We start from the raw sequence: 14,725 nt of genomic DNA, 5'->3' as shown, positions 1-14,725 counted from the left end.
TTGGAAGGAAACGCGAGACGCTCCGAGCGCAAACAAACAACGCCTTCCAGAACCGGACGCGCCGGTGCAAGGAAGGCGTTGCGTTTGTAAGGAACGGGTTGCTTTCTATTTTTAGAGGTTGAGCAGCTTGAGGGAAAGAACCTTTTGCGTATCGGGATCCAGATCGATTTTCAGCCAGCCTCCCGTTACTTCCAGCGACAGGACGTTCATCTGTCCGTCCCCGGGAAGGCCGAGCAGTTCCGCGGCTTGCGAGCCTTTCATGCCATAATCGAGATTTTCGATGCCCGTGTCTACTTTCTTGGAGCTGATCTCGATATAGACGACTTTATCCCGTTCGTTCAGTCCGACGGAGAGGCCGTCGTATTCCCATATTTCGATCGTTTCCTCGTCACCGGGCAGAGGATAGGTTTCCTCGGGCAGGCCGTAGCGCTTGACGACTTCCGTATCCGTGTATCCCAGCTTCAGATGGGCGAGCGAAGGCGAATTGGCTAGAAAACGGTGCTTGCCTGGATTCTCCGACGTCCCGCCTTCCGGCGGGGGAGTGGGCTGGACCGTCGAAGCTTCGACGGAGGGCTCGGAGGGTTCCGGCGGTTCGCTCGGCCCCGTCGAAGGCGCTTCGCCGGAAGAAAGCTCTTCCTTGGTTGCCGACGATTGCCCTGTTGCGGGCTCGGACGGCTGCGACTCCCGAAGCGGAACTTTAACGTCCGTCGGAGCCGACGCGGAAGGAGAAGCCGAAGAGGTCGGCGAAGTATCCGAAGAGGACGAGCTGCATGAGACCAAGCTTGCGGATAGAAGCAATACGCTCCAAATTCGCATGAATACAGGCATATGGATCGTCATGCTTCATCCCTCCCTGGACTTCCCTTCATCTATATAAGACATGACATAAGCTGGAAAAGTTTCGAGCCTTTCAAATTATTTTTTATTTTCCTGCTATTGTCGCATAGAGTCAAAGATTGTCGGGACTTTAGTCGCGTTTTTTCGCAGAGAGGATTTCTGTCCGTCCTCCCGGAAAAAACCGCAATCCGGTGTTGCGCGGGGGAAGAGGATATGTTACGTTAAACGGAAAAGACAACGGGTGGTGGGGAAGACGATGGATATTCTCAAGGAAAGAATTTTGAAGGAAGCAAGCGTCATAAATGCAGGGGTGTTGAAGTTGGATTCTCTGCTTAACCATAGCGTCGATCCGCAATTGACGATGGAGATGGGCAAGGAATTCGCCTCCAGGTTCGCCGGCGAACCGATTACGAAAGTGATAACGGTGGAATCCTCCGGCATTCCCGTCGCGTTCGCGACCGCGCTTCAGCTCGGCGTGCCGCTCGTGTTCGCGCGCAGGAAGAAGACGCTGCTCGGGGAGCCCGACGCCTACTGCGAGCGAGTTCCTTCGTTCACGAAAGGTATCGTCACAGATCTGATCGTATCCCGTCACCTGCTGAGCAAGGAAGACTCGGTTCTTTTTATCGACGATATTATCGCCAACGGCGACGCGGCGCGCGGATTGATTAAAATTATCGAACAATCCGGAGCGAAGCTGAACGGAATCGGCATCGTGCTGGAGAAATCGTTCCAAGCGGGCGGCAAGGCGCTGCGGGAACTCGGATTCCGCGTGGAGACGCTTGTGAGAATCCAATCCCTCGAGGACAATACGATTACGTTCGAAGATTAGCAAATCGGGCGGCATCCGTCCTTCCGATCTTAGCTGCAATAACGTATAATAGGATTATTCTGCAGATGGGGAGGCGAACTGCAATGGTCAACTCGAATCAAGTCAATTTGCCGGTCGACTTCTTCCTGAACAAGTTGGAAGAGGCTAAAACTCATTTCGAGCGCGCGCTCGATTGCAAGCATACAGAGTTCGACGACCTGTACCCTTACATGATCGAACATCCGCAATTTTTTTGGTACAAACGGTATGTCGCGTGGTCGGAATTGCTCACGATCGTGAAGCTGTGCGAGGAACTGGAGCTTCCGTGGACGGAAAGCTTCGCGCCCCACCAGGCGGAATACGTGCAGGGAAGAGTTATGTCCAGTAAAGTGCTCGACTATTGGTACGAAACGAACGATTCGAAAGAACACGTCGGGTAACGCAAGCCGGCGATCATACCGGGAAACCCGCTCGACGCCTCGTCCTGCGGGTTTTTCTGCGTGAGAGGGAAAAGGAGGTTAAATACGATGTTGAACGATGAACAGTTGGACAAGCTGCGCGTGGAAGGGACGAAGATCCGCCTTGTCCGCGACGCGCTGGAGCAGAACGATGTCGTAGGCATCGTCGTCGCCTGGGACGACGAATACGTGCTGATCCGGAGGCCGAATCGGAGAGTCGTCAAAGCGAAGCGCAATTACCAGATCCAGCTCGCGAGCGAGGAACGCAAGTGGTCGATTGAATGAAGTCTGCCGTCCGGAGGAATGCTGAGAAGCAGTGGCGAGCTTTCGCTGCCGCGGAACGAATTCCGAAAACGGAGGGGTCAGCATGAACACAACGGTTCAACGGTTCGAGGACGGAGCGCTGGACGCCAGAACGAAGCAATTGATCGGCCTGGGCGCCGCGCTCTTCGCCAACAACGAAGCCCATACATACTTTTACGCGCAGGAAGCGAAGGCGCTGGGCGCGAGCGACGAGCAGCTTATGGAGACCGTTCAGGTCGCCGCCGCAGCCGCGAGAGGGCAGGTATTAGCGAACGGTACGTCGTGGGTGCAGAACGCGCTGCGAGACGCGGAAGTCGGAGCGTCCCCGCTGCCGGACGAAATCTCGCATGCGGATTCCGACCCGCTGAGACATCTTCAATTCAACGCGTTCGAGGATACGGAGTTCGGTCAGGACGACGAGTTGCCCGAGCTTCCGGAAGCCAACGTATCTCCTTCGTTCTGAACGAGGATAGCAATATTAACTGAAAATTAGAACTTTGTTAAGTCGGCTTGACTTCGGTCGGAAATCTATGCTATTTTAATATACGTGATTTCGACAAGCGACTGTTACTTCAAGCCTCACCGGCGAAGACGATCATGCGCGAAGCTCACAACATTATGCGGTCGTGGCGGAATTGGCAGACGCGCACGGTTCAGGTCCGTGTGGGCTAACCCCCCGTGGAGGTTCGAGTCCTCTCGACCGCACCATACCTTACAAAACAAACTCTTCTTCGGAAGGGTTTTTTATTTTTGCGTTATACAGCACCGTAATGATAGTTGAATCGAAGAAGGTCATGGCTGAAAACGGTGAACTTATTGGTAAGAGATCATCGAAAAAAGGATCACCAAAACGCGAACCATCGTCACCGTCACTATACACGATAAGCCAGTTGGGAATGGTTTGCTTCTGTCCCAATGTGTTATAATTGCTTCATAACTCCGTAGGGGAGGCATACGTATGAAGCTTCTCAAACTCAACAACGAAGAACTGTCCAACGCCATCACAAGTGGCGACACTTATATCCAGGTCGGAAGCCGCAAGTTTATGTTGTTTGAAATTGATGAAATAAGTCAGTCAGGGAACTATGAAGTCACGGATCCTGAAGAAGAAATGTTGTTGCTGGATGCCATGAATGCGGATAATCCGTCTCTTTCCAAGCAGGAAGTGCTGGAACAGCTAGCGCGGCGCAGTCGGAAATGATGATTATTTGGAAGCAGACAGCGTTACAATCCCTTATCAGGCTGGATGTTTGGCGGGAGGAAAATGGTTGGTCTGCGATCGCTGAGCATTTGGTGGAAATCATCGAGTCAATATAACCAGGATGTGATCGAAATTTTCTTGATCCGTCATCCTTATCAAAAGTCATTGCTGTAAAATCGATGGGCTAGTGCTGCTATAACGAATCAGCGAAGAAGGTTGAGTTCGTTGCCGCAAAGAAGTTACAGATCGACGGCGTTTGGTATGTGACGATCAGATCCTATTCCACAGCGTGTACTTCGTGGCAGTCAGTTTGGACGGCTACACAGATATCGGTAGCGTTGACGCGGACTATGTTGAGGATGTTCGTCTCATGGTCAATATGCCATCGTCCAAGGCTAAGCTTTTCGAGCCTGCTTGATTTTTCCGACGGCGAGCAGCAGAAGAGGCAACCCGATCATATTGACGGGCAGCGCGACCGGCACCCAGTAATTAAGCAGGTAATTCGAGGTCGCTTCCGAAACGTTCTGCGGGATAAGCGCGAACCCCAACACGACCGGAGCGATATACCAGATCAAACTTCGCCATTTTTTGATTCCCAGAAATTCGGCCGTTCCGTAGGCCATGATGAACATATAGATGGCCAATTTGATGAACACGCTCGCAACCCAGATGACGATGGTAAAGGGGTCGAGATTTTCGATGAAGCCGAACAGCGAGATCTTGCGGGTCATCTCGAAAAAAGGATACCACAGTTTTGTAGACAGGCTGGGGCCGATCGTCGCGATGGTCATCGTCATCGCGATCAACGCGGCGAACGAAGCGATCCCGACGGCCCAGTACGCGTAGGGAGCCCCTTTGCGCGGCTGATGCAGAAACGGCGCCAGCATCATATACTCGACGGCATGCCCGAGATAAGACGTCGGAGGCAGAGCGCCTTTGAAGATGGCCGCCGCGCCGCTGTCCGCGTACACCGGCAGCAGATTTTTAATGTCGACATTGTTAATGCTAGCGACCAACACGAGGAAGATCATCAACAGAATGATCGGACCGAGTATTTCGCTGCAGCGCGCGACCGTGACGATGCCTCCGGAATAGGTCGCGTAGGAGATCAGCGCCACCATGATCAGCATGATGGCCAGCTTGGGCGTCGTCGGATTGATCATCACATGCAAGACATCGTTGAACTGCCGAAGGACGATCGGCGTAATCGTATACCATTGAACAAGATAAATCACGATTACGATCCTGCCCAAGCCTTTCCCTAAGATCGTCTGGCTGAATCGGATTAAGTCCTGTTCGGGATGAAGGAGGGTTACGCGGGTAACGACGGAAGTGATCAACAGGATGGAAAGCCCGGCGAGAAGAAGGGATATCCAAATATCCTGTTGCGCCGCCTGAGCGGCCGGCGCAAGCGTCATGACAAGCGTCATGCCGAGGTCCATGACCATAATCATCCAGAACACCTGCAGCCCCGTCAGCTTCATCCGTTATTTCCTCCTATTGCGTATTATTGGACTTCCTCCTTGCTCAGCGGTCCGGGAGCCTGGATTCTGCCGATCCGTTCGATCTTCATCTCGGCGGCTACGGCGACCGGAATTTCTGGATAAAGCTCGTCCCATTGCCCCTTCAGCTTCTTCCATTCCTTCGCGTGCTGGATATGGAATTCCCTGCCGAATCCGAGGATGTCCGAACGGTATTCGCGCTGGGTTTTCGCGATCATGTCCGAGATCGTCTCTCGCAGCTTGTCCGTCAATTCCGTTTCGAGTCGCCGAACATGGTTGGCTTTGCTTAGATCCAGGCTGGATTCGTTCGCCAAGGCTCTGGATGTCGCTTCGAATGAGACCGTTACTCGGGGCGTATCCTTCTCCCAATGCGTGAGCACTTTCGTCTTCGCCCGCAAGATTTCGACGGTTACGATTCCCTTCGTTTTCTCTCGCACCGGTTCGACTTGAACGGCTATTTTCATGCCTTTGGCCTGTCCGGACATCAATTTGTATCCCTTCAAGTATTTTCCCGATAAAAACCCGGCCAATTTGTTCCCTCGATAAACGGCCGCTTTGTCGATTTGGAAGGTTTTATCCCCGGCGGCGTCTTCGAAAAGCCGAGCGGCGCCGGTAACGGGCATTTTCCCGACGGTGGACAGGTCGGATATAAATTCGTCGACCTTGACGGCAACGCTGTATTTTGCGGCTTCGATATTTTTCATGCCGATCGCGGGAATCACTTCCATACGATAAGGGGCATTCAACAATTCCTTCGCAGTCGTACCGTAGCTTGTCAAGACATAGCTATTATATCGGCTATCAGGCATGCGGATCAGCACATCCAGCGCCTGATCGATGCCGGCCTTAGCGAATTTCTCGCCAAACACGATGACCGCCCGGTGACCGAGAAAGAGCTGCCGCGACAGCTGCTGCTGCAGTAGGGCGAATACTTCCAATCCGGCCCTCCCTTTTACCGAAATGACCTGGACGGGTTTTTTATCTGTTCCTCCGGTTTGCAGCGTGCCCGGAATGGCGGTCGGCAGAGCGATCTGAACCGACAATTCGAGCTGGCCGTCGTCGGTAATATCGACGCCGCTGGCCATGACAAGCGCGATTTCGTCCATCTCCCTGCGGTCCCAGCAACCGGCGACGAAGACCAGGCCAACGATCAGTACGAAGATCAGGTGCGCTTTCCGATCGATCCTCATGGGTTCTCCAGCTCTCTCTTCTGCAAGAGATACTGCTGTCTCTTATGCAAGAACCGCCACGGGGCTCGGAACAGAACGTCCAACGTGCCTTTCCGGTTGAAAGGAGCGATCGGCCAGAGGTAGGGCATTCCCAAGGAATGCAGGCTCGCCAGGTGGATCAGCATCGCGATCAAGCCCGCGCTCATCCCGTAGAGTCCGAACATGCCCGCGCACAGGACCAACGGAAAGCGAAAAAGGCTGATCGCCTGGCTCATCGCGGTTTGAGGGATGAGAAAGGACGCGATTCCCGTCAAGGAGACGACGATAATGATGGGGGCGGAGATAATTCCGGCTTGAACGGCGGCTTGGCCGATGACGAGCGCGCCGACGATGCTGATCGTCTGGCCGACCGCGCGGGGAAGACGGACTCCGGCTTCGCGCAGCGCTTCGAAGGTCGCTTCCATGATCAAGGTTTCCACCATCGCCGGAAAGGGAACAATTTCCCTTGCGGCCGCGAGGCTGAGCGCCAGGCTGGTCGGAATCATCTCCTGGTGGAAGGTCGTGATCGCGACGTAAATGGAGGGCATCGTGAAGGCGAAAAGGGCGAACAAAAACCGCAGCCATCGCAGCATCGAGGCAACAATGAAGTTCAAATAGTAATCTTCCACCGATTGAAATCCGTACCAGAACGTGATCGGCATTATCATGACCATCGGCGTTCCGTTGACGAATACCGCGACTTTTCCTTCGATTAAAGATCCTGCCACTGCATCCGGCCGTTCGGTCGTCTTGATGAGCGGAAACGGCGTGTAGGGGGTGTCGCAGATCATTTCTTCGAGATAGCCGGTTCCCATCACGCTGTCCAAGGAGATAGCGGAAAGGCGTTTTTTGACTTTCTCGATCACGGCTGGAGGCGCAAGATTCTCGATGTAGGCGACGACAATTTCGGTATCGGTGATCGTTCCGACAGTCATCCGTTCCAGCTTTAGGCGGGGAGTCCGGATCAGTTGACGAAGCAGCGTCATATTGACGGTAATTTTCTCGATGAAGCCGACGCGGGGGCCGCGAATGACCGCTTCCGTCATCGGTTCCTCGAGTTGGCGCTGCAGCTGGTCGTCGATATGGAAGGACAGCGCCTGCTTGCGCGATTCGAAGAACAAGACGATTCCGCCATGGACGATGAGGCGAACGGCTTCCTGCATGTTCGACGTGTTTTTCGGCGGGTTGGAGGATGGCAGCGTGGCCTTGAACCGAGCGAAAAAAGGGACGGGGTCCTGCGTATTCTCGATCTCGAGATTCATTAGCGGCATGAGCAGTCCCTGTTCCCACATCCCCTCGTCGATGAGCGCCTTCAAATACACGACCATGACAGGCACGTCGGCCGAGACCATAAGCCTGCGGACGACAAGGTCTGCGCATTTGTCGAAGATTTTCCGGATTTCCGTTTCGATATCGTCCAGCTTATCGGATAATACGGCGTCGGACGCATACGAAGGTTCTGCTAGCAGTTCGCCGATCGGTCTCTGACGATTCGTTCTTCTTTTCATCGATTTCACCCTGACGTCGCTAAAGATGGTTGAAGCTGGAAAGTAAAGATGTCTGGCGTAATATTCCCTGTCTTTCCCAATTTCATTCGAATAAGGATTAGCGGAGAAGTATTTCCTCTTTTTCATCGAGCTCTATTCCCTAAAAACGCATAATTTTTGTGAGTATAGACGGGCTCTCTCGAATATTCTCCATTGAACGGCTTTAATAGGAGGGAGGAGACTGCCGATGCATCCAGCTGTCGAATACGCCGCATCCGTCGATCCGTACACACTTGCAACGTTTCGAGCGCTTGTCGATGCGATCGTCCCAAATACGCCTGTACTGGCCGTTGATGGAGCGGATCAATCGATCGGCGCGGTTCAACTCGGCATTCACGAGTACATGATTTGGGAGATGGATCACAGCCTTACGCTTGTACTAGGCTACTATCCGGAAGTAATTCCATTGGCCGCTCCTACCGCCGGCATGCTGAATGCCGGAGCGGCCCAACTCGTGGCTTCAGGCCAAGCGCACTACAGGCTGCAAGCCGCCGTCCCCTTCGCGGCTCTCATGCCGGCGGATCGCATTCGAACATTGTCTATGCTGGAAAATCTGCAAGTCGATCTTGGCGAGTTGCCGCCCCCGTATCGGGACGACGGAGGGTTCGTTACATTTATCGTCGACTTTCTGAACCGGCAGACGATGTTCGGCAATTACTCGGAATGGTCCGCTTACGGAACGACCCGGCTGGCGACGCCGACCCAAAGACGACTGGAGCATTTCCCGATCAGTTGGAGGCAGGTCGGATATCCGGGCGTATCGCTCGGGTACCGCGCGCTTCTCGGTTTTCAGCTTACGATCGTACGCGAAGGAGGGGAATCTTACATTGTATGATGCCGACGTAATCGTAATCGGGTCCGGCGGAGGCGGCGCCGTCGCGGCCAAGGAGCTTGGAGAAATGGGGTTAAAAGTTCTGGTGATGGAGGCCGGGCCGTTCTACGGAAATAAAAAGTGGCAAAATCCGAACAGTGAGCGAGGAGGAGAATGGAGCTCCAGCTATGACGACTTGGATGTAGGGATCTATAAGAGGATTTATAATTCATACGAAAACAATATGAACGATGTGGTGTCCGGCGTTTTCCGCTTTGGGCCGGCCGACCGGCGGCGTACACCTTGGCACCGGATCATGAGACAGAAGGGAGATATCTGGCAGCTTGCCGGCGTCGGCGGAACGACGCAGCATTATTGGTCGCAATCGCCGCGAGCGTTTCCGTCCGCGATCGACGGGATCTGGCCGATCAGCTACGATGAATTGATCCCTTATTACGAGAAAGCGGAAGCGACGCTGCCCGTGCAGTTTTCGCCGACGACCCCGAAAGAAGAGTTGTTCTATTACGGCGCCAAGAAAGCCGGCTATCAGCTCATTCCGACGTTGAACGTCACGACCCCGGGTTACCGTCCGAATCCGAACGCGATATTGCGAGCCAACGAGCATCTGATGGATCCCAACTATTCCATGGAACAATTGTCCAACATGGTCGGCTGCACCCTGAGGGGGCATTGCGTCAACGGCTGCACGACCGGTCCCACGGTAGACACCATTGCCAAAAGGAGTACGCTGGTCAGCTATGTTCCGCTCGCGCTCAAAACCGGCAACGTCTCGATCCGGCCCAATTCCTTCACAATTAAGATCTTGACGGAGCAGGATCCGAAGGAAGGGCTTCGCGCATCGGGCGTCCAATTCCGGGATACGTGGACGGGAGAGATCGGCGAATTGACGGCCAGAGCCGTCGTCATGGCTTGCGGGTGCATCGAATCGCCGCGGTTGTGGCTGAATTCCGGATTGCCCCGCAACGCATGGGTGGGCAGAGGATTGACCAACCACTGCTTCGACTGGGTAGGCGGGGTTTTCGACGAGAAGGATCTCATGAGCATCATGGGCTTGCCGTCCGTCTATCCCTATATGGGGCACACGTCGGGAGCCCGAGTCGACATTCCGGGAACCGGAATCTTTCAAGTATCCTGCCTGAGTCCGGGATTGATGTCCTTCCTGACTTACGGCTTCAGCGAAGCGGGGTACGACGCTCTCAATCCGCCGAAGACGGGAGAACCGTGGAATATCCGCGGCAGGGTAGTCGGTCCGGCGCTGAAAGAGCTGATGACGAACTATACCCGAACGATGACCTATCTCCTTCTTACGGACGATGAAACGATGTTCAGCAACCGGGTGGAGGTTGATCCGCTCCTGAAGGACGAGAACGGTCCGATTCCGGTCGTCTATTACACCCCTAGTCCCAAAACGTTGGAGAGACGCGACCGGTTGGCCCGTTTGGCCTGCGAAACTCTCAAGGAAGCCGGCGCCAAGACGATCATCCGTTCGGATACGCCGTTCGCCTTCATGCTTCACCTCGAAAGCACGATGCGGATGGGGTACGTTGTGGACACGAACTGCGAGGCGTACCAGGTAAAACGGCTGTTCATCGCCGACAACAGCGTGCACTTCAATGGAATCGGTGGTCCCAATCCGACGCTGACGACCCAAGCGCTTGCGACCCGTACGTCGGAGAAACTGACCAAACTCTATTTTTCCTAACCTACGGGAATGGAAACGGAAAAATAAAGGACGATTCCAGACAAAGCGACGATCAGCAAAAATGCGACGGCCTTCCAAAACCGTTTGATGGAAAATCCCCCCTTTCACAATAATTTGCCCGATGGAAACAGGAATAATCGTCGAATGCCCGAAAGAAAATGCGCTAAACAATAGGAATGGCGACATTGGGGAAATAGATCGAACTCCTCCGCATGCCATCCCTGTGGTATAATTTCTGACAAAGGGTTTGCATCACTTCGGGAGAGCGTGAACGATGGGGACGAACCGCGTCGGGCCGAGCAGGCTGTGGAGTGCCCGGCCTGGCTGTCAGTCGACCGTGCGGACAATGACATCGTCCGGTTCCGGTACTCATGGGGAGAGTTAATGAAGCCATGTCCATACCCATTCTATCCACGAAATTATTTATTCCCCCGCCGCGGCCGCAAGCGGTCCGCCGCGATCGGTTAACCGACCGGCTGAACGAGGGACTGCGACGCAAGCTGACGCTCATCTCGGCTTCCGCGGGCTTCGGCAAGACGACGCTGGCCGGACAGTGGCTTGCCGGCTGCGACCGACCGGCCGCCTGGCTGTCGCTGGACGAGGAGGATAACGATCCGGCGCGCTTTCTTGCCTATTTCGTCGCGGCTTTAAGAACCGTCTCCCCGAACATTGGGGAAGGCGTCCTTGGCGTGCTGCAATCTCCCCAACTGCCGCCGCTCGAAGCGATCATGACGTCGCTGATCAACGATATCTTCTCCCTCGAAGCTTCTTTTATTTTCGTTCTTGACGATTATCATGCGATCGAAGCCGAGCCCATCCACAGGGCGATCCATTTTCTGATCGAGCAGCTGCCCCCTGGAATGCATCTTGTCCTCTCCACTCGCAAAGCCCCCGGTTTCCCGCTGGCCAAGCTGCGCGCAAGGGACCAGCTGACGGAACTGCGGGTGCCGGATCTGCGATTCAACCGTATTGAGGCTTCGTTATTTCTCAACCGGGTCATGGAGCTCGAGCTGTCGCCGGAAAGCGTCGCGCTGCTCGAAGCCCGCACTGAGGGTTGGGTTGCCGGACTGCAATTGGCCGCGCTTTCGTCGCGGGGCCGGCAAGACGCGGACGGGTTCGTTCGCGATTTTACCGGGAACCATCCTTACATCGTCGACTATTTAATGGAAGAAGTTTTGCAGCGGCAGCCGGAAAAGGTGCAGAAGTTTCTGCTTGTCACTTCCATTCTGGAGCGCATGTGCGGTTCGCTGTGCGACGCGGTCCTCGGAATGAAGGAGGGTGAGCCGGACGGACAGACGGTATTGCGGTCGCTGGAGCAGACCAATCTGTTCGTCGTTCCTCTGGACGACGAGCGCCGATGGTATCGCTACCATCATCTGTTCGCCGAATTGCTGCAGCGGCGCCTTAGGCTGGCTGGCGGCGAGGAGGAATTGCATGGACGCGCGAGCGTCTGGTACGAAGACGAAGGCTTCGAGCTGGAAGCTTTCCGTCATGCCGCCGCGGCCGGAGACGTCGATCGCGCCGCGCGGCTGATCGAAGGCAGGGGCATGCCGCTGATCTTTCGCGGAGCGGCGGTCCCGGTGCTGGACTGGCTGAAGTCGCTGCCGGAGCCGGAGCTAAGCGCCAGGCCGGCGCTCGGAGTTCTGTATGCATCGGCGCTGCTGTTCGTCGGCCGGATGGCCGACGCGGAGCCGAGACTGCTGGATGCCGAAGCGGCTATGCGAGCGATGGACCTGGGCGACCGCGGGCGCGATTTGATAGGTCATATCGCCTCTATTCGGGCGACCGTAGCCGTTGCGATGCATCAGGCGGACGTCATTATGGAGCAGTCCCGCCGCGCTCTGGACCATCTGCATCCGGGTAACTTGCCTGTCCGCACCGCCACGACCTGGGCGTTAGGTTACGCATACCAGCTGCGCGGGGATCGCGCGGCGGCCGGCCGGGCGTATGCCGAAGCTCTCGCGGTCAGCGAGAAGATCGGCCATTATATTATCGGCGTCATGTCGGCGCTCGGCTTGGGCAGCGTGCAGGAAGGGGCCAATCGGCTGGAGCTGGCTGCGGATACGTATCGGTCCGTACTGCGGAAAGTCGGGGAAGCGCCTCTGCCGGCCGTCTGCGAAGCGCATCTCGGCCTGGCGCGCATCAGCTACCAACGAAACGAACTCGACGAAGCTTGGAGGCATTGGCGGGCTGGCGCCCGGTTCGCGCCTTTGCTTGAGAACACCGACAGAGAGCTGGCGTGCGAGCTGTTTCTCTTCCGCCTGAAGCTGGCGCAGGATGACGAGGCAGGCGCTTCGGCGGCTGTGGCTAAAGCGGAGCTTCTTGCGGAGCGGCACGGTTTCTTGCATCGGCTCCCCGAGATTGCCGCCGCGCGAGCGGATCTGCTGCTTCGCGAAGGCGATGCGGAGAAGGCCGCAGAGCTGGTCCGTCGGCACGAGCTCCCCCTCTGTCAGGCGCGCTTATGCTTGGCCAGGGGAGACTGGACTGCCGCCTTGGTTTTGCTGGAGCCGCTTCGGCGACGGATGGAGGAGTCGGGCTGGGAGGACGAGCGGCTGAGAGCGTTGATCGTAGAGTCGCTCGCCAGGAAAGCCGCCGGGGAAGGGAACCAAGCTTTGGAGCTGCTCCGCAATGCACTGACGTTGGCCGAACCGGGCGGCTTCGTACGGATTTTCGTCGATGAGGGAGAGCCGATGGAGCGGCTGCTGTCCGATGCGTTCGAACGAGGGATTAAACGGGGATATACCGCCAACCTGCTGGCGGCGTTCCGGTCCGCAATCCCGAAGGTTCAGCCGCTGGTCGAGCCGTTAAGCGAGCGGGAACTGGAAGTGCTTCGGCTCGTGGCGCAAGGGCTCTCGAATCAAGAGATCGGCGAGAGGCTGTTTCTCGCGCTTAGCAGCGTGAAAGGTCATAACCGGAACATTTTCGGCAAGCTGCAGGTTCTGAGGCGCACCGAAGCGGTCGCGCGCGCAAGAGAACTGGGGCTGTTGTAGCCGGAAACGATACTTAAGTAGCTTCACGGACTTCCTTGCCTACAGGTACACTACGATCGATTGCAGTTATTCGATGCCGGGGGTGTTGGGATTGAAAGCGATCGTGTGCACGAAGTACGGAACGCCGGACGTTCTCCGGCTTCAAGAGGCGGAGAAGCCGGTCCCCAAGAGCAACGAAGTGAGGATCAAAGTACGCGCGGGTACCGTAGGCCCGTCGGATTGCGCTTTCCGCAAAGGCGATCCCCTGTTGGTCCGATTCCTCTACGGTTTTAGGAAGCCCAAGTACTCGATCCTGGGCGTTGAGCTGGCGGGAGAGGTTGAGTCGGTCGGAGCCGGCGTAGCCTCGTTCAAAGCGGGAGATCGAGTATTCGGCTTAAGCACGAAGATGTTCGGCGTTTATGCCGAGTACGTGTGCTTGCCGGAGACGGCTCCGCTCATCGTTAAGCCGGCCGGACTGACCTACGAAGAGGCGGTCGCGGTATGCGACGGCGCGCTTACCGCGCTGACCTTTCTGCGCGATAAGGCGAAAGTGCGCAGCGGTCAGCGGGTGCTGATCAACGGCGCGTCCGGAGCGGTCGGAATCTATGCCGTGCAACTCGCCAAGCACTTCGGGGCCGAGGTTACGGGAGTGTGCAGCGCGGCCAATGCGGAACTCGTCAAGACGATGGGGGCCGATCGGGTCATCGACTACGGTAAAGAGGATTTTACCGCAAACGGTCAAACCTATGACGTCATTTTCGATGCGGTCGGCAAACGCACCTACGGGCAATGCAAGCGCGCATTGACGCCCAAAGGCATCTATTTGTCCACGGTTCCGTCCGCGTCCATCCTGATCAATATGCTGCGAACGGCTGCGTCCGGCGGGCGGAAGGCGATTTTCGCCACCGCGGGGCTGATGCAGAACAAGGAAAACCTCGCTTACATTAGCGAACTCTGCGATACGGGAGCTCTCCGGCCGGTCATCGACCGCCGCTATCCGCTGGAGCAGACCGCCGAGGCTCACCGCTACGTGGACACGGGGCGCAAGAAGGGCAACGTCGTCATCGTTATCGGAGGTTAAGAGAGAAGTCTCGCATTTTCGCCGGAAAATGCGGGGCTTTTCTGTTAGGGCAGGCATATGGGGGCAACGTACTAAAGCAGATATTTCAAGAGAACTGGCCAGAGCGATTCGGCATACCCAAGGTGAAATGCGGGTGTAGAGATCCCCGGCGGCGGGATTATCGTTTTCTGCTTCTTTTGCCGGTATCCCGTCGAGTCAGGTTGTCAGCACCGCATTCCGAATACGTAGGTAGCGTCTTTTCCGTTCTTTTGCCGGTATCCCGTCGAGTCAGGTTGTC

At 56.0% G+C, this 14,725-nt stretch carries 13 protein-coding genes and 1 tRNA gene; 10 read left to right on the top strand and 4 right to left on the bottom strand.

Annotated features, from left to right (window positions below):
* Positions 1 to 111 precede the first annotated feature (111 nt).
* Positions 112 to 840, bottom strand: a complete 729-nt coding sequence (locus tag ACESLM_RS16335) for a hypothetical protein (RefSeq protein ID WP_372632648.1) — start codon at positions 838 to 840, stop codon at positions 112 to 114.
* Between the two features lie 253 nt (positions 841 to 1,093).
* Here ACESLM_RS16335 and ACESLM_RS16330 point away from each other — a divergent pair, with 253 nt between their 5' ends.
* The 6 genes from ACESLM_RS16330 to ACESLM_RS16305 all read left to right on the top strand — a co-directional run bounded on the left by ACESLM_RS16330 (position 1,094) and on the right by ACESLM_RS16305 (position 3,607).
* Positions 1,094 to 1,666, top strand: a complete 573-nt coding sequence (locus ACESLM_RS16330; RefSeq protein ID WP_094046026.1) for a xanthine phosphoribosyltransferase — start codon at positions 1,094 to 1,096, stop codon at positions 1,664 to 1,666.
* 83 nt (positions 1,667 to 1,749) lie between these two features.
* Positions 1,750 to 2,085 carry a hypothetical protein gene (locus tag ACESLM_RS16325; RefSeq protein WP_094045897.1) on the top strand — a complete coding sequence of 112 codons (336 nt, stop codon included), beginning with the start codon at positions 1,750 to 1,752 and terminating at the stop codon, positions 2,083 to 2,085.
* Between the two features lie 87 nt (positions 2,086 to 2,172).
* Positions 2,173 to 2,388, top strand: a complete 216-nt coding sequence (locus ACESLM_RS16320; RefSeq protein ID WP_372632647.1) for a hypothetical protein — start codon at positions 2,173 to 2,175, stop codon at positions 2,386 to 2,388.
* A gap of 82 nt (positions 2,389 to 2,470) precedes the next feature.
* Positions 2,471 to 2,869, top strand: a complete 399-nt coding sequence (locus ACESLM_RS16315) for a carboxymuconolactone decarboxylase family protein (RefSeq protein ID WP_372632646.1) — start codon at positions 2,471 to 2,473, stop codon at positions 2,867 to 2,869.
* Between the two features lie 157 nt (positions 2,870 to 3,026).
* A tRNA-Leu gene (locus tag ACESLM_RS16310) sits at positions 3,027 to 3,114 on the top strand.
* A 250-nt stretch (positions 3,115 to 3,364) separates the two neighbouring features.
* Complete coding sequence (locus tag ACESLM_RS16305) at positions 3,365 to 3,607, top strand: hypothetical protein (RefSeq protein WP_372632645.1); 243 nt, start codon at positions 3,365 to 3,367, stop codon at positions 3,605 to 3,607.
* A 395-nt stretch (positions 3,608 to 4,002) separates the two neighbouring features.
* On the opposite strand, the gene ACESLM_RS16300 is transcribed toward ACESLM_RS16305, so the two are convergent.
* Genes ACESLM_RS16300 through ACESLM_RS16290 form a run of 3 tightly spaced genes read right to left on the bottom strand, consistent with a single transcriptional unit; the run spans position 4,003 to position 7,825 of the window.
* Entirely contained in the window at positions 4,003 to 5,091 is a 1,089-nt protein-coding gene (locus ACESLM_RS16300; protein ID WP_372632644.1) for a GerAB/ArcD/ProY family transporter, read from the bottom strand.
* A 23-nt stretch (positions 5,092 to 5,114) separates the two neighbouring features.
* Positions 5,115 to 6,299 carry a Ger(x)C family spore germination protein gene (locus ACESLM_RS16295; RefSeq protein WP_372632643.1) on the bottom strand — a complete coding sequence of 395 codons (1,185 nt, stop codon included), beginning with the start codon at positions 6,297 to 6,299 and terminating at the stop codon, positions 5,115 to 5,117.
* Positions 6,296 to 7,825 (bottom strand): spore germination protein, encoded by a 1,530-nt coding sequence (locus ACESLM_RS16290; RefSeq protein ID WP_372632642.1) that lies wholly within the window; start codon positions 7,823 to 7,825, stop codon positions 6,296 to 6,298. The genes ACESLM_RS16295 and ACESLM_RS16290 overlap by 4 nt, the downstream gene beginning before the upstream one ends.
* A 226-nt stretch (positions 7,826 to 8,051) precedes the next feature.
* Between ACESLM_RS16290 and ACESLM_RS16285 the strand changes: the two genes are divergently transcribed.
* The 4 genes from ACESLM_RS16285 (at position 8,052) to ACESLM_RS16270 (ending at position 14,448) form a co-directional block, all read left to right on the top strand.
* A complete protein-coding gene (locus ACESLM_RS16285) occupies positions 8,052 to 8,699 on the top strand; it encodes a hypothetical protein (protein WP_372632641.1) in 648 nt (215 codons plus the stop codon).
* Positions 8,692 to 10,398, top strand: coding sequence for a GMC family oxidoreductase N-terminal domain-containing protein (locus ACESLM_RS16280; protein WP_372632640.1), 1,707 nt, complete (start codon positions 8,692 to 8,694; stop codon positions 10,396 to 10,398). The genes ACESLM_RS16285 and ACESLM_RS16280 overlap by 8 nt, the downstream gene beginning before the upstream one ends.
* A 392-nt stretch (positions 10,399 to 10,790) precedes the next feature.
* Positions 10,791 to 13,388 carry a winged helix-turn-helix domain-containing protein gene (locus ACESLM_RS16275; RefSeq protein ID WP_372632639.1) on the top strand — a complete coding sequence of 866 codons (2,598 nt, stop codon included), beginning with the start codon at positions 10,791 to 10,793 and terminating at the stop codon, positions 13,386 to 13,388.
* 91 nt (positions 13,389 to 13,479) lie between these two features.
* Positions 13,480 to 14,448 carry an NAD(P)-dependent alcohol dehydrogenase gene (locus ACESLM_RS16270; RefSeq protein WP_372632638.1) on the top strand — a complete coding sequence of 323 codons (969 nt, stop codon included), beginning with the start codon at positions 13,480 to 13,482 and terminating at the stop codon, positions 14,446 to 14,448.
* Positions 14,449 to 14,725: the final 277 nt, after the last annotated feature.

This window comes from Cohnella sp., from assembly GCF_041641335.1.
GTDB lineage: Bacteria > Bacillota > Bacilli > Paenibacillales > Paenibacillaceae > Cohnella.
Note: the sequence above shows the minus strand (reverse complement) of the source record. Positions and strands in the feature narration are given on the sequence as shown.